The organism is Streptomyces sp. NPDC020379 (genome assembly GCF_044387105.1).
Classification (GTDB): domain Bacteria; phylum Actinomycetota; class Actinomycetes; order Streptomycetales; family Streptomycetaceae; genus Streptomyces.
Window position 1 is genome coordinate 91,719 of record NZ_JBIRVR010000001.1, and the last position, 15,117, is coordinate 106,835.

General features: G+C 71.7%; 12 protein-coding genes. 7 read left to right on the forward strand and 5 right to left on the reverse strand.

The window, feature by feature from the left end:
• The first annotated feature begins 85 nt into the window (after positions 1-85).
• Positions 86-871 (forward strand): ABC transporter permease, encoded by a 786-nt coding sequence (locus ACH427_RS00485; RefSeq protein WP_398867125.1) that lies wholly within the window; start codon positions 86-88, stop codon positions 869-871.
• Positions 872-1,146: 275 nt separating this feature from the next.
• Positions 1,147-2,136, forward strand: a complete 990-nt coding sequence (locus ACH427_RS00490; RefSeq protein WP_398867126.1) for a heme A synthase — start codon at positions 1,147-1,149, stop codon at positions 2,134-2,136.
• Here ACH427_RS00490 and ACH427_RS00495 read toward each other — a convergent pair.
• The 3 genes from ACH427_RS00495 to ACH427_RS00505 form a co-directional block, all read right to left on the reverse strand.
• The gene (locus ACH427_RS00495; protein WP_398867127.1) at positions 2,109-3,155 is read right to left on the reverse strand and encodes an amidohydrolase; all 1,047 of its coding nucleotides are present in this window, start codon (positions 3,153-3,155) and stop codon (positions 2,109-2,111) included. The genes ACH427_RS00490 and ACH427_RS00495 overlap by 28 nt on opposite strands.
• A 61-nt stretch (positions 3,156-3,216) precedes the next feature.
• On the reverse strand, positions 3,217-3,570 hold the full coding sequence (locus ACH427_RS00500) for a hypothetical protein (protein WP_398867128.1): 354 nt from the start codon (positions 3,568-3,570) through the stop codon (positions 3,217-3,219).
• Positions 3,571-3,626: 56 nt separating this feature from the next.
• Positions 3,627-4,568: a heme o synthase gene (locus ACH427_RS00505; RefSeq protein WP_398867129.1), complete on the reverse strand. Its 942-nt coding sequence runs from the start codon at positions 4,566-4,568 to the stop codon at positions 3,627-3,629.
• Positions 4,569-5,020: 452 nt separating this feature from the next.
• Here ACH427_RS00505 and tkt point away from each other — a divergent pair, with 452 nt between their 5' ends.
• Genes tkt through pgl form a run of 5 tightly spaced genes read left to right on the forward strand, consistent with a single transcriptional unit; the run spans position 5,021 to position 11,633 of the window.
• Positions 5,021-7,108, forward strand: a complete 2,088-nt coding sequence (gene tkt / locus ACH427_RS00510; protein WP_398867130.1) for a transketolase — start codon at positions 5,021-5,023, stop codon at positions 7,106-7,108.
• Positions 7,109-7,143: 35 nt separating this feature from the next.
• A complete protein-coding gene (gene tal, locus ACH427_RS00515) occupies positions 7,144-8,259 on the forward strand; it encodes a transaldolase (RefSeq protein ID WP_398867131.1) in 1,116 nt (371 codons plus the stop codon).
• Between the two features lies 1 nt (position 8,260).
• A complete protein-coding gene (gene zwf, locus ACH427_RS00520) occupies positions 8,261-9,787 on the forward strand; it encodes a glucose-6-phosphate dehydrogenase (protein WP_398867132.1) in 1,527 nt (508 codons plus the stop codon).
• Entirely contained in the window at positions 9,784-10,854 is a 1,071-nt protein-coding gene (gene opcA / locus ACH427_RS00525; RefSeq protein WP_398867133.1) for a glucose-6-phosphate dehydrogenase assembly protein OpcA, read from the forward strand. The genes zwf and opcA overlap by 4 nt, the downstream gene beginning before the upstream one ends.
• Positions 10,851-11,633: a 6-phosphogluconolactonase gene (gene pgl / locus ACH427_RS00530; RefSeq protein WP_398867134.1), complete on the forward strand. Its 783-nt coding sequence runs from the start codon at positions 10,851-10,853 to the stop codon at positions 11,631-11,633. Before opcA ends, pgl begins: the two co-directional genes overlap by 4 nt.
• 496 nt (positions 11,634-12,129) lie before the next feature.
• Here pgl and pgi read toward each other — a convergent pair whose 3' ends face one another.
• A complete protein-coding gene (gene pgi, locus ACH427_RS00535) occupies positions 12,130-13,779 on the reverse strand; it encodes a glucose-6-phosphate isomerase (RefSeq protein WP_398867479.1) in 1,650 nt (549 codons plus the stop codon).
• Between the two features lie 56 nt (positions 13,780-13,835).
• The gene (locus ACH427_RS00540; protein WP_398867135.1) at positions 13,836-15,107 is read right to left on the reverse strand and encodes an MFS transporter; all 1,272 of its coding nucleotides are present in this window, start codon (positions 15,105-15,107) and stop codon (positions 13,836-13,838) included.
• Positions 15,108-15,117 lie beyond the last annotated feature (10 nt).

Here is a 15,117-nt window from a genome sequence, read left to right on the forward strand (position 1 = left end):
GCGGGAACGCACGGACCGGCCGGGGGTACGGGGGTCGCCCCCCGGAGAACAACAGCCTGGAACTGACCGGCAAGGAGCTGCGCGCATGAGCGCCGAGACGAGCACGAGCGCCGGCACCTTCACGCCCGCGCCCGGGGCCGCGCCGCTGGGCCGGATGATCCGCGCGCAGGCCGCGCTGGAGACCCGGATGCTGCTGCGCAACGGCGAGCAGCTCCTGCTGACCGTCGTCATCCCGACCCTCCTGCTGGTGCTCTTCAGTTCGGTCGACATCGTCGACACGGGCGAGGGCAAAGCCGTCGACTTCCTCGCCCCCGGCGTCCTGGCGCTGGCTGTGCTGTCGACGGCCTTCACCGGCCAGGCCATCGCGACCGGCTTCGAGCGCCGCTACGGAGTCCTGAAGCGGCTCGGCGCCTCCCCGCTGCCGCGCTGGGGGCTGATGACCGCGAAGACGTGCTCCGTGCTGGTGACGGAGGTGCTCCAGGTCGTCCTGCTGACGGTGATCGCGTTCGCGCTGGGCTGGTCCCCGCACGGCAACCCCTTCGCCGTCGTCCTGCTGCTCGTGCTCGGCACCGCGGCCTTCTCCGGTCTCGGCCTGCTGATGGCGGGCACCCTCAAGGCCGAGGCGACGCTGGCCGCGGCGAACCTCGTCTTCCTGCTGCTGCTCGTCGGCGGCGGGGTGATCGTGTCGCTGGACAAGTTCCCCGCCGCCGCCCGGTCGGCCCTTGAGCTGCTGCCGATCTCGGCGCTCTCCGGCGGCCTGCGGGACGTGCTCCAGCACGGCGCGGGCGTCCCCTGGGCCGACCTGGGCATCCTCGCGGTCTGGGCGGTGCTCGGGCTGGGCGCCGCGGCGCGCTTCTTCCGCTGGGAGTGAGCGCGGGGCGAGCGCCGGGCGGGCAATGGGGCACCCGGAAGCCCACCGGCCCCCCTCGACAGCCGGACGCGGGCTTCCGTACCCCGGATCGACGACCGCGTCGCATCCGGCCGGGCCGGCGATCGAAGGGCGGCGCGCGCACGCCCGAGCAGCAGCCGGCGGCACCCGGCGGGCGGTCGGACGAACGACTCTGCGGCGACGCCGCGCACAGCCGGGCAATTCGCCACGCACCCCCCTCGTGAATCCGTGCACAAGCTGGCCCTTACGATGGCTCCGTGCCGAATTCGATGAACCCCCTCCAGCTGATCGCCGACCGCTGGCAGCCTTCCGCGCGTCTCGTCCAGCGGGCCGCGCTCGCCTGTGTGGTCATGGCCGTGGTCATCGTGGTGACCGGCGGCGCGGTCCGGCTGACCCAGTCGGGGCTCGGCTGCCCGACGTGGCCGACCTGCACCGACGAGAGCCTGACGCCCACGCGCGCGATGGGCATCAACGGCGTCATCGAGTTCAGCAACCGCATGCTGACGTACGTCCTGTGCGGCGTCGTCGGGTTCGCGATCATCGCGGCACGCGCGCGTGAGCCGCGCCGGCGCTCGCTGACCCGCCTGGGCTGGGCGCAGTTCTGGATCGTCATGGGCAACGCCGTCGTCGGTGGCATCACGGTGCTGACGGGCCTCAACCCGTACATCGTCAGCGCCCACTTCCTGCTGTCCACCGCGCTGCTGACGGTCGCCGTGGTGATGTGGCAGCGCAGCCGCGAGGGCGACGCCGAGCCGCGTGACCTGGTGGCCCGCCCAGTGCGGCAGATGAGCTGGCTGCTGGTCGTCGCCAGCGCCCTGCTGATCGTGATCGGCACCGTGGTCACCGGTGCGGGCAAGCACGCGGGCGACGCTTCCAAGAACGTCCACCGCATCCCGCTGGACTGGCGTGAACTGACCCAGCTGCACGTCGACTTCGTGTTCGTGGTGGTCGGCCTGACCGTCGCCCTGTGGTTCACCCTGCGGGCCGTCAAGGCGGCCGCGGCGCCGAGCCGCCGGGTCACCGAGCTGTTCGCCGTGCTGCTGCTCCAGGGCGTCATAGGGTACGTGCAGTACTTCACCGGCCAGCCGGAGCTGATCGTCGGCGCCCACATGCTCGGCTCCTGCCTCGTGTGGATCGCCGTCCTGCGGGTCTTCCTGGCGCTGCGCGACCGCGGCGAGCTCGCCTCCGTGCCCGCCCCCGCCGGCGAGCACGACGCGCTTCAGCCGGCCTCCGTCCCCAGCCGGTAGATCCTGCGGGCGGTGCCGGCGGCGACGAGCGAGGCGATCCGCCCCGCCTCCGCCCGCCGGCACACCCCGTCGGCGACCCAGTCCTTCATGAGCCGGTCCATGGCCTGCGAGAAGGTCCGGGCGCCGACCACATAGAGCTCCGCCAGCGCCCGCGCCCCGGTGGAGAACACCAGCTTGCCGAACGGCGCCTCGCCCAGGCTCTCCCCGGGCCGGGTGCCCACGTCCGCGTACACGTGCGGGAAGCCCGCGGCCAGCCGTGCCGCCTGCCGGTGGTGCCAGGGGTCGGGCAGCAGCACCAGATCGGTCCCCAGGCCCTCGGTGGCGCGCAGGAAGCGCGTCACGCGCCGTGGGTCGGGGCAGTGCAGCTGCACGGGCAGCCCGGTGGCGACCGCCGTCCACAGCAGATGGCAGGCGATCACGGGCTCGTCCAGGGGACCGCCCGGGCGGCGCGTGCGCAGCCAGCGGTCGACCGCCCCGCGGACCTCGGGCGGCTCCGGAGGGCTCCCGTCGCAGGAGCGGACCCCGGAGGCGAAGGCGGTGGCACCGCGCGCGGCCGCCCACAGCGCCTCGGCGACATGGGCGGCGAAGGATCCGGCGCTGCCGGAGGTGTCGGCGATCCGTTCGGCGAGCGGTTCGAGCCGTACGACCTCGTGGGCGTGCCCGCCGGCCGCGTGGGCCAGCTCCGCGGCCGAGGTGAGGGCGCCCGGCGCCCCGGACTCCAGCAGGAAGGTGCCGATGCCCGCGCCGCGCAGCAGCAGCCGCCCGGCGCGGTAGGCGCCCAGCTCCCGCCGCCGGGCCAGATAGCGGACCGGCGCGCAGTACGGTTCGAGGCCGAGCAGGGGCGGGCACCAGCGGCGCACGGCGAGGCCGGCGGGGCTGTCGAAGAAGGTGGTGCCGGGCGGCGCGGGGCCGGTGGACCCGGCGGCCGCGGCGAGGTGCGTCTCGAACTTCCCGAGCCCCAGCTCGCCGTAGACCGTGCCGTGGCTGTGCTGATCCACGATCGGCGGCATGCCGTCCATCCGCGCCCTCGCCCCCCGTGCCGAGTCCCGCTCCCGGCGGGTCTAACGGGTGAGGGGGCGCTCAGTTATTGCTGGGGCCGCCGAGCTGGATGCCGGCCATACGGGACCATTCGTACGGACCGGTGCGGACCTTGGCGGCGAGCTCGCCGTCGAAGTCGTCGTGGAGCGTGAGCCCGGCGAGCTCCGCGGCCTTCTCCGCGATCTCCATGGAGGGGGCGACCAGGGTGCCCCACTCGCCGTTGGCGCCGACGAGGGCGACGCGGACGGTGCCGCGGGCGATGTGCGCCAGCTGGCCCTCGGCGGTGCCGCCGTGGCTCTTGGCGAAGGCGTCGATCTGCCGGGCGAGCCGGGCCGCCTTGCGGTCGGCCCGGGCGTCGGGTGCGGTGGCTGCTGCCTGCGTGGTGGTGTCTGCCATACGCAGGATGCTACCGGCCGGTACTGTGCCCTCCGGGGGGAGACCCCCGGACCGCTCTACCGGAGGAAGGGATCCACGGCCACTGCCGCGAAGAGCAGCGACACATAGGTGATCGACCAGTGGAAGAGGCGCATCTCCTTGAGCTTCGCCCCGGTGATCTCGGCGTTGGCGCGGCCCTGGAGCGCGTGTGCCTCCTTGAGCCACATGCCGCCGAGCACGGCCGCCACGATCGTGTAGAACCAGCCGGTGTAGCCCAGCGGCTGGAGCGTCAGCGAGACGGCGACCATCACCCAGCTGTAGAGGACGATCTGCCGGGCGACCGCCTTGTTGCCCGCGATGACCGGGAGCATGGGCACACCGGCGCGCTCGTAGTCGCCCTTGACCTTCATCGACAGCGGCCAGTAATGCGGCGGCGTCCAGAAGAACATGACGAGGAAGAGGACGAGCGAGGCCCAGGAGACCGTGTTCGTGACGGCGGACCAGCCGATGAGGACCGGCAGGCAGCCCGCGATACCGCCCCAGACGATGTTCTGCGCGGTGCGGCGCTTGAGGAGCATCGTGTAGATGACGACGTAGAAGGCGTTGGCCCCCAGCGCCAGCATCGCCGACAGCGGGTTGACCAGGAACCAGAACCAGACGGTGGAGCCGGCGGTCAGCGCCGTGGCGAAGGCCAGGCACTCCTTCGGCGAGACCATCCCGGTCACCAGGGGACGCTGGGCCGTGCGCTCCATCAGCGCGTCGATGTCCCGGTCGATGTACATGTTGTACGCGCCGGCGCCGCCCGCGGACAGATAACCACCGACGCATGTGGCGAGGACCAGCCACAGGTCGGGCACGCCCTGCGCGGCGAGGAACATCACCGGCACGGTCGTCATGAGCAGCAGCTCGATGATCCGCGGCTTGGTCAGCGCCACGAATGCCATGGCCCGGGCCCCGAACGGCCGGTGACCGGAGGTCTCCGAGAGCACCCCCGCAGGACGGGATTCGACGGCCGTCACGCACACCCCTGACAGAGATAAGGCCAGCAAGCACCTCGGGCATGGATCGACCCGGCAAAGGCTTGCGCTTACCACGCCACTCTAGACGTAGGGGATACCCCGGCCTTCGCCGGGGTGGGGTCGTGTTGGGGCCGTAGCGGAGCCGATCAGCACCCGATCAGTGCCCGATCACCGGTGCCCGCGCATCGGACCGTGCCTTTGGGGAACATGACACGGTGGCCCCGTTCGGGAGGCGCCACGGCGCCCTCCCCGGCAGGCTGGACCCATGACCACCGCAGCCGCGGCGGGAATCTTTGTCATCCGGATCCGGTTGCCCGGGACGTCGGGTCGGGCAGCCGACTGCGTGTCGAAAAGGCGCACCCCCTTGCGGGGTAGGCTCGACAGCGCCGCGTCGTGGCGGAACATACCGCCCCCGGCAATCGAAACATGTGGAGAGGAGCCCTGAACCGAGGGTGAGCACCAAGCCGACCACAACAGACCTCGAGTGGACCGAACTGGACCAGCGGGCCGTCGATACCGCCCGCGTCCTGGCCATGGACTCCGTGCAGAAGGTCGGCAACGGCCATCCGGGCACGGCCATGAGCCTGGCGCCCGCCGCCTATCTGCTGTTCCAGAAGCTGATGCGGCACGACCCGAGCGACGCCGACTGGGCCGGCCGCGACCGGTTCGTCCTCTCCCCCGGCCACACCAGCCTCACGCTCTACATCCAGCTCTTCCTGGCCGGTTACGGCCTGGAGCTCGCGGACCTGAAGGCGTTCCGCACCTGGGGCAGCAAGACCCCCGGTCACCCGGAGCACGGCCACACCCGCGGCGTGGAGACCACCACCGGCCCGCTGGGCCAGGGCATCGCCAACGCCGTGGGCATGGCGATGGCCGCCCGCTACGAGCGCGGCCTGTTCGACCCGGAGGCCCCGAAGGGCGCGTCCCCGTTCGACCACACCATCTGGGCGATCGTCTCCGACGGCGACCTGGAGGAGGGCATCTCCGCCGAGGCGTCCTCGCTGGCCGGCCACCAGAAGCTCGGCAACATCGTCGCGCTCTACGACGACAACCACATCTCGATCGAGGGCGACACCGAGACCGCCTTCTCCGAGGACGTCCTGGCGCGCTACGAGGCGTACGGCTGGCACGTCCAGCGCATCGAGCAGGCCGAGAACGGCGACTTCGACATCCAGGCCCTCTACGCCGCCCTGAAGGCGGCGCAGGAGGAGACCGAGCGCCCGTCGATCATCGCGGCGCGCACGATCATCGCCTGGCCGGCCCCGAACGCCCAGAACACCGAGGCGTCGCACGGCTCGGCCCTCGGCGACGCCGAGGTGGCCGCCACCAAGCGCGTCATGGGCTTCGACCCGGAGCAGACCTTCCAGGTCGAGGACGAGGTCTTCGCGCACGCCCGCAAGGTCGTCGACCGCGGCCGCGAGGCCCACGCGACCTGGGACAAGCAGCTCCAGGAGTGGCGCACCTCCAACCCGGAGCGCGCCGCCGAGCTGGACCGCATCACCGCGGGCGAGCTGCCCGACGGCTGGGAGCACGCGCTCCCCGTCTTCCCGGCCGGCAAGGACGTCGCGACCCGCAAGGCGTCCGGCGAGGTCCTCAAGGCGCTGGGCGGCGTGCTGCCCGAGCTGTGGGGCGGCTCCGCCGACCTCGCCGGCTCGAACAACACCACGATCGACGCGTCGTCCTCGTTCCTCCCGGAGGGCAACCCGCTCCCCGAGGCGAACCCGTACGGCCGCACGATCCACTTCGGCATCCGCGAGCACGCCATGGGTTCGACCATGAACGGCATCGCGCTGCACGGCAACACCCGCGTCTACGGTGGCACCTTCCTGGTGTTCTCCGACTACATGCGCCCGGCCGTCCGCCTGGCCGCCCTGATGAAGCTGCCGGTCACCTATGTGTGGACGCACGACTCCATCGGTCTCGGCGAGGACGGCCCGACCCACCAGCCGGTCGAGCACATGGCCGCGCTGCGGGCCATCCCGGGCCTGAACATGATCCGGCCGGCGGACGCCAACGAGACGGCGATCGCCTGGCGCGAGATCACCAAGCGGCACACCACGAACCCGGCGCCGCACGGCCTGGCGCTGACCCGCCAGAACGTCCCGACCTACGAGGCCAACGAGGGCGCCGCCAAGGGCGGCTACGTCCTCTTCGAGGCCGAGGGCGGCCGGCCGCAGGTGATCCTCATCGGCACCGGCTCCGAGGTCCAGCTGGCCGTCGAGGCCCGTGAGGTGCTCCAGGCCGAGGGCATCCCGACCCGCGTGGTCTCCATGCCGTCGGTCGAGTGGTTCGAGGAGCAGGACCAGGCGTACCGCGACGGCGTGCTGCTGCCGGACGTCAAGGCCCGCGTGGCCGTCGAGGCCGGCATCGGCCTGACCTGGCACCGGTTCGTCGGCGACGCCGGCCGGATCGTCTCGCTGGAGCACTTCGGCGCCTCCGCGGACTACAAGATCCTCTACCGCGAGTTCGGTCTGACCTCCGAGGCCGTCGTGGCCGCCGCCCGCGAGTCGATCGAGCTCGCCGACGCCAACCGTCGCTGACGCGACCGCTTCACACAGTAGGAGATGCAATCCCGATGACAGACGCACTCAAGCGCCTCTCCGACGAAGGTGTCGCGATCTGGCTGGACGACCTGTCCCGCAAGCGCATCACGTCCGGCAACCTCGCCGAGCTGATCGACCAGAGCCATGTCGTGGGTGTCACCACCAACCCGTCGATCTTCCAGAAGGCGATCTCCGGCGGCGACGGCTACGAGCAGCAGCTCACCGACCTCGCGGCCCGCAAGGTCACCGTCGACGAGGCGATCCGCATGATCACCACGGCGGACGTCCGTGACGCCGCCGACATCCTGCGCCCGGTCTTCGACGCGACCGACGGCCAGGACGGCCGGGTCTCCATCGAGGTCGACCCGCGCCTGGCGCACGAGACGACGGCCACCGTCGCCGAGGCCAAGCAGCTGGCCTGGCTGGTGGACCGCCCCAACACCCTGATCAAGATCCCGGCGACCAAGGCGGGCCTGCCGGCCATCGCCGAGGTGATCGGCAAGGGCATCAGCGTCAACGTCACGCTGATCTTCTCGCTGGAGCGCTACCGCGCGGTCATGGACGCCTACCTGACCGGTCTGGAGAAGGCCAAGGCCGCGGGCCTGGACCTGTCGCTGATCCACTCGGTCGCGTCCTTCTTCGTGTCCCGCGTGGACAGCGAGATCGACAAGCGCCTGGACGCGCTGGGCACCGACGAGGCGAAGGCGCTGCGCGGCAAGGCCGCCCTGGCCAACGCCCGCCTCGCCTACCAGGCGTACGAGGAGGTCTTCTCCTCCGACCGCTGGACCGCCCTGGAGAAGCTGGGCGCCAACAAGCAGCGTCCGCTGTGGGCCTCGACCGGCGTCAAGGACCCGGCCTACAAGGACACGCTGTACGTGGACGACCTGGTCGCCCCGAACACGGTCAACACCATGCCGGAGGCCACCCTGGAGGCCACGGCCGACCACGGGCAGATCACCGGCGACACGGTGCGCGGCACGTACGAGCAGGCCAAGGCCGAGCTCGACGCGCTCGCCAAGCTGGGCATCTCGTACGACGAGGTCGTCCAGCTGCTCGAGGACGAGGGCGTCGACAAGTTCGAGCAGTCCTGGAACGACCTGCTGAAGTCCACCGAGGCGGAGCTCAAGCGCCTCGCTCCGGAGGCATGAGTTGAGCACAAGCAGCAATCCGCTGCGTGACGCTCAGGACCGACGGCTCCCGCGCATCGCGGGGCCGTCGGGCCTGGTCATCTTTGGCGTCACGGGCGATTTGTCCCGAAAAAAGCTGATGCCTGCGGTCTACGACCTCGCGAACCGGGGGCTCCTGCCGCCAGGCTTCTCGCTCATCGGCTTCGCGCGCCGCGACTGGGAGAACGAGGACTTCGCCCAGATCGTGCACGACGCCGTCAAGGAGCACTCGCGCACGCCCTTCCGTGAGGAGGTCTGGCAGCAGCTGGTGCAGGGCTGCCGGTTCGTGCAGGGCGACTTCGACGACGACGAGGCGTTCGAGACCCTCAAGGACACCATCCACGAGCTGGACAAGGCACAGGGCACGGGCGGCAACTTCGCCTTCTATCTGTCGGTGCCGCCGAAGTTCTTCCCCAAGGTCGTCCAGCAGCTGAAGAAGCACGGCCTGGCCGACCAGAAGCAGGGCTCCTGGCGACGCGCCGTCATCGAGAAGCCCTTCGGCCACGACCTCGCCTCCGCGCAGGAGCTCAACCAGGTCGTCCACGAGGTCTTCCCGCCCGAAGAGGTCTTCCGGATCGACCACTATCTGGGCAAGGAGACCGTCCAGAACATCCTGGCGCTGCGCTTCGCCAACACCCTCTTCGAGCCGATCTGGAACCGGTCGTACGTCGACCACGTGCAGATCACCATGGCCGAGGACATCGGCATCGGCGGCCGCGCGGGCTACTACGACGGCATCGGCGCCGCCCGTGACGTCATCCAGAACCACCTGCTCCAGCTGCTCGCGCTGACCGCCATGGAGGAGCCCGCCTCCTTCGAGGCCGACGCGCTGGTCGCGGAGAAGACCAAGGTGCTGGGCGCCGTCCGGCTGCCGAAGGACCTGGGCAAGGAGACCGTGCGCGGGCAGTACGCGCACGGCTGGCAGGGTGGCGAGGAGGTCGTCGGCTACCTCGAAGAGGACGGCATCGACCCGGCGTCCAAGACCGACACCTACGCCGCGATCAAGCTGGAGATCGACAACCGCCGCTGGGCGGGCGTCCCCTTCTATCTCCGCACGGGCAAGCGGCTCGGCCGCCGCGTGACCGAGATCGCGGTGGTCTTCCAGCGCGCGCCGCACTCGCCCTTCGACCACACCGCGACCGAGGAGCTGGGGCAGAACGCCCTGGTCATCCGGGTGCAGCCGGACGAGGGCGTCACCATGCGGTTCGGTTCGAAGGTGCCGGGCACCTCGATGGAGGTCCGGGACGTCTCGATGGACTTCGCCTACGGCGAGTCCTTCACCGAGTCCAGCCCCGAGGCGTACGAGCGGCTCATCCTCGATGTGCTCCTCGGCGACGCCAACCTCTTCCCGCGGCTGCGGGAGGTCGAGCTGTCCTGGCAGATCCTGGACCCGATCGAGCAGTACTGGGAATCCAACGGCAAGCCCGCGTCCTACCCTGCGGGCACCTGGGGCCCGGTCGAGGCGGACGAGATGCTCGCACGTGACGGACGGAGCTGGCGCCGGCCATGAAAATCGACCTGACGGACACCACGTCCAGCAAGATCAACAACGCGCTGGTCCAGGGCCGCCGCGCCATCGGCACCCCCGCCATCGGCATGGTGCTGACCCTGGTCATCGTCACCGACGAGGAGCACGCCTACGACGCGCTGAAGGCGGCCAACGATGCTTCGCGCGAGCACCCCTCGCGCAAGCTCGTCGTCATCAAGCGCGCCAGCCGCTCGCCGCGCGACCGGGCCAAGGCCCGTCTCGACGCGGAGGTCCGCGTGGGCACCTCGGCGGGTACCGGCGAGACCGTGGTGCTGCGGCTCCACGGCGACGTCATCGACCACGCCCAGTCGGTCGTGCTGCCGCTGCTGCTGCCCGACGCCCCCGTGGTCGTCTGGTGGCCGGTGGCCGCCCCGGCCAACCCGGAGAAGGACCCGCTCGGTTCGCTCGCCCAGCGCCGGGTCACCGACGCCTACGCCGCCGAGGACCCCCTCACGGAGCTGGGAGCCCGCGCCGCGCACTACGCGCCGGGCGACACCGACCTGGCCTGGACCCGCATCACGCCGTGGCGCTCGATGCTCGCGGCCGCGCTCGACCAGCAGCAGGTCGAGATCGTCTCCGCCGATGTCACGGGCGAGGGCTACAACCCGAGCGGCGAGCTGCTCGCGATGTGGCTCGCCGACCGCCTCGGCGTGCCGGTCAGCCGGACCGTCTCCGACGGTCCGGGCCTCACGGCCGTACGCATGGAGACCAAGAACGGCCCCATCGTGCTGGACCGCCCGGACGGCTCCCTGGCCACGCTCTCCATGCCGGGCCAGCCCGACCGCGCGGTGGCCCTCAACCGGCGCGACACCGCCGAGCTCCTCGCCGAGGAGCTCCGGCGGCTCGACCCGGACGACACCTACGCGTCGGCGCTGAAGTACGGCGTGGAGCGGCTCGGCCAGGCGCAGGCACCCGCGGCCGCGGCGGCGAAGACGGCCGAGACCGCCCCGGAGGCTCCGCGGGCGGAGTCCGCCGAGGCCGCCGAGACCGCCGGCGCCAAGCCCGCGCCCGCCAGGAAGACCGGCGGCAAGAAGGCGGCCGGCAAGTGAGCACTCCGCAGATCGTCGTCCACCGGGACAAGGAGCTGATGGCGCAGGCCGCGGCGGCCCGGCTGATCACGAAGATCGTGGACGCGCAGGCCGCCCGGGGCTCCGCCTCCGTCGTCCTCACGGGCGGGCGCAACGGCAACGGGCTGCTCGCGGCCCTCGCCGACGCGCCCGCGCGCGACGCGGTGGACTGGTCCCGGCTGGACCTGTGGTGGGGCGACGAGCGCTTCCTGCCCGAGGGCGACCCCGAGCGCAATGTGACCCAGGCGCGCGAGGCACTCCTGGACTCGGTGCCGCTGGACCCCGCCCGGGTGCATGTGATGCCCCCGGCCGGCGACCGGTACGGCAACGACCCGGACGCCGCGGCGGAGGCGTACGCGGCCGAACTCGCGGCCGCCGCGCGGCCCGAGGACCACGGCCCCGTGCCCGCCTTCGACGTGCTGCTGCTGGGCGTCGGCCCGGACACGCACATCGCGTCGCTGTTCCCGGAGCTGCCGGGCGTGCGGGAGGCCGAGCGCACGGTCATCGGGGTGCACGGCGCGCCGAAGCCGCCGCCGACGAGGGTGTCCCTGACCCTCCCGGCGATCCGCGCGGCCCGCGAGGTCTGGCTCCTCGCGGCGGGCGAGGACAAGGCGAACGCGGTGGCGATGGCGCTGTCCGGCGCGGGCGAGATCCAGGCACCGGCGGCGGGCGCGTACGGCACCCGGCGCACGCTGTGGCTGCTGGACGCGCCCGCGGCGGCCCAGCTGCCGCGAAGCCTGTACCCTCCGGCTTCGTCCTGACGCTTCGCCGATGCCGATGGCCCGCCCCCTGCGTGGGGGCGGGCCATCGGCATGTCAGTGCTGAGGTTGAATCAAAGCCGGGGCGTCGCCCGAACCCCGAGCCCGTCAGGGGCGCGGGGAACGGCGCGACCAACCACAACAAACCCCCTGCCGCGCGCGAAGCACAAGACACACCCCGGTGGGCGCACCGACCACCGAGCCGCGCCAAGAACGGGACCCGGGCACCGCGCGCCCCGAAGCCCGCCCGGGGCCGGACGCCCCGTCAAAGGCCAGACGGCACCCCGTCAGGGGCGCGGGGAACGGCGCGACCAACCACAACAAACCCGCAGCCGCACCGCGAAGCGCAAGACACACCCCGGTGGGCGCACCGACCACCGAAGCGGACCAAGAACGGAGCTGAACCACCGCACGCCCCGAAGCCCGCCCGGAGGCAGGGGGGATCTCCCCCGGTCCAAGAAGAAGCGGGCAAGGGAAGAACCCCCGTCACACCCAGCGGTCAGCGCCCCCGCAGCTCGCGGTAACGCGCGACCAGCGCGGCGGTGGACACGTCGAGCCCCGCCACCTCCGAGCCCGCGGTGAGCGCGGGCTCGACCCGCTTCGCGAGAACCTTGCCGAGCTCGACGCCCCACTGGTCGAAGGAGTCGATGTTCCAGACCGCGCCCTGGACGAACACCTTGTGCTCGTAGAGCGCGATCAGCTGCCCGAGCACCGACGGAGTCAGCTCGCTCGCGAGGATCGTCGTCGTCGGGTGGTTGCCCCGGAAGGTCTTGTGCGGGACGAGCTCCGCCGGGACGCCCTCCGCGGCGACCTCCTCCGCGGTCTTGCCGAAGGCGAGCGCCTGCCCCTGGGCGAAGAGATTGGCCATCAGCAGGTCGTGCTGGGCGACCAGACCCGGCAGCAGGTCGTCCACCGGCTTGGCGAAGCCGATGAAGTCCGCCGGGATCAGCTTCGTGCCCTGGTGGATCAACTGGTAATAGGCGTGCTGCCCGTTGGTGCCCGGCGTGCCCCAGACGACCGGCCCGGTCTGCCAGTTGACGGGGTTGCCCTCGCGGTCGACGGACTTGCCGTTGGACTCCATGTCGAGCTGCTGCAGATAGGCCGCGAACTTCGACAGGTAGTGGCTGTAGGGCAGCACCGCGTGCGACTGCGCGCCGTGGAAGTTGCCGTACCAGATGCCGAGCAGGCCCAGCAGCAGCGGGACGTTCTCCTCGGGCGGCGCGCACCGGAAGTGCTCGTCGACCAGGTGGAAACCGGCGAGCATCTCCCGGAAGTGGTCCGGCCCGATCGCGAGCATCAGGGACAGGCCGATGGCCGAGTCGTACGAATAGCGGCCGCCGACCCAGTCCCAGAACTCGAACATGTTGGTCGGGTCGATGCCGAACTCCGACACCTTCCGCTCGTTCGTCGACAGCGCGACGAAGTGCTTGGCGACGGCCTCCTCGCCCGCCCGCAGCTCCGTCAGCAGCCAGTTGCGCGCCGAGGTGGCGTTGGTGATCGTCTCGATCGTGGTGAAGGTCTTCGAGGCGATGATGAACAGCGTCTCGGCCGCGTCGAGGTCGCGCACGGCCTCGTGCAGGTCCGCGCCGTCGACGTTGGAGACGAAACGGAACGTCATGTCGCGCGCCGTGTAGGACCGCAGCGCCTCGTAGGCCATCGCCGGACCGAGGTCGGAGCCGCCGATGCCGATGTTGACGACGTTCTTGATCGGCTTGCCGGTGTGGCCCTTCCAGTCACCGGAGCGCACCCGGTCGGTGAAGACCTGCATCTTGCGCAGCACGGCGTGCACGGCCGGGACGACGTTCTCACCGTCGGCCTTGATCACCGCCGACTCGGGGGCGCGCAGCGCGGTGTGCAGCACGGCGCGGTCCTCGGTGGTGTTGATCTTCTCGCCGCGGAACATCGCGTCCCGCAGCTCCGCCACCCCGGCCGACGCCGCCAGCTCGCGCAGCAGGCGCAGCGTCTCGTCGGTGACCAGGTGCTTGGAGTAGTCGACGTGCAGATCGCCGACGGTGAGCGTCAAGCGCCCGGCCCGCTGGGGATCATCCGCGAACAGCTGTCGCAGGTGCACCTCCCCGAGCTCTTCCCGGTGCTTGGCCAGTGCGTTCCACTCAGGCGTCTGATCGAGCCTGCGACCCTCTGCGTTCATCTCGGACATCAGCCCATTCTTCTCGTAGCTGCCCCGCCACTCCCCAACCTATGTGATCAGAGCGCGGTATGAGATGTCGTGTCCTTTCCGGCGCGGTCCACGGCCGGCAGCAGGGCGAGGACGGCGAGCGCGAAGAGCGCGGCGGCGGGCAGCATGGGTGCGTTCAGCCCCCACGCGGTGGCCACCGCCCCCGCGGCCAGGGCCCCGAACGGCGCACCCGCGATGGCGAGGGTACGGAAGGCGGCGCTGACCCGCCCGAGCATCCCCTCCGGGGCTCGCCGCTGCATGAGCGTCGTCTGGGTGACGTTCCAGACCATGCCGGCGCAGCCGAAGAGGCCCAGGGCGGCGACGGCGACGGGCAGTTCGCGCACCGAGCCGAGCGTCATCAGGCAGGCCGTCTGGAGGGCGCCGCCCAGCAGCATGCACCGCACCGGCCCGAAGCGCTCCACGAGCCGGCCCGCCGGCAGCCCTCCGGCGACGCCGCCCACGCCGTACGCGGCGATGACGGCCGCGTAGCCTCCGTCGCCGCCGTGCAGCCATCGGGTGACGAGCAGCGGCAGGCTCGCGATGAGCGCCCCGACCGCCACGTTGCACAGCGTGGTCGATACGCACAGCGCGCGCAGCGTGCGATCGCGCCACAGGGCCCGCAGACCTTGGGCCATCTCGTGGCGGAGCGTGCGCCCGGCGGGGCGCGGCTCCCGTGCGGGCGCCGGTATCCGCAGGGTCGCCACGAGGGCGGCCGCCAGGAGATAGGTGGCGGCGTCGGCCGCGAAGGGCATCGCGGCGCCCACGGCGAGCAGCGCCGGGACCAGGGGCGCGCCCAGGAACGTCCCGGCGATCTGCTGTCCGGTCATCAGCCTGGCATTGGCCCGACCGAGCCCCTCCGGGGGCACCAGGGCGGGCAGCAGGGCGGTGGCGGCGTTGTCGAAAAGCGTCTGGAGTGTGGTGAGGAGGAAGGCGAGCGCGATCAGCAGCCCGATCGTGGCGTACCCGAGGGCGACGGCGGCCGCGAAGGCGGCCACCAGCGTGCCGCGGAGCACGTCGACCGTCCACATCGCCCGCCGCTGGTCGGCCCGGTCGGCGAGCGCGCCGCCGAGGAGCCCGAAGAGCAGCCAGGGCAGGAAGCCGCTCGCCGTCACCAGCGAGACGAGCAGCGGTGAATCCGTGAGGGAGACGGCGAGCAGCGGGAGCGCGGCACCGCGCAGCGCGTCGCCGAGGCGCGACACCACGGCCGCGGACCACAGCTGCCCGAACCCGCCCCGAACTCCCGCCGGGCCCAGGGCCGTTGATGTGATCGGTACGACCGTCGGATCCTCGACAGCTGTCATGATTCCCCCC

Excerpts from the sequence above, each read along its gene's own strand:
- ACH427_RS00485 (WP_398867125.1), top strand. The coding sequence starts at position 86 with ATGAGCGCCGAGACGAGCACGAGCGCCGGCACCTTCACGCCCGCGCCC.
- tal (WP_398867131.1), top strand. The coding sequence starts at position 7,144 with ATGACAGACGCACTCAAGCGCCTCTCCGACGAAGGTGTCGCGATCTGG.
- pgi (WP_398867479.1), bottom strand. The coding sequence starts at position 13,779 with ATGAACGCAGAGGGTCGCAGGCTCGATCAGACGCCTGAGTGGAACGCA.
- ACH427_RS00500 (WP_398867128.1), bottom strand. The coding sequence starts at position 3,570 with ATGGCAGACACCACCACGCAGGCAGCAGCCACCGCACCCGACGCCCGG.
- ACH427_RS00540 (WP_398867135.1), bottom strand. The coding sequence starts at position 15,107 with ATGACAGCTGTCGAGGATCCGACGGTCGTACCGATCACATCAACGGCC.
- opcA (WP_398867133.1), top strand. The coding sequence starts at position 9,784 with ATGAAAATCGACCTGACGGACACCACGTCCAGCAAGATCAACAACGCG.
- ACH427_RS00495 (WP_398867127.1), bottom strand. The coding sequence starts at position 3,155 with ATGGACGGCATGCCGCCGATCGTGGATCAGCACAGCCACGGCACGGTC.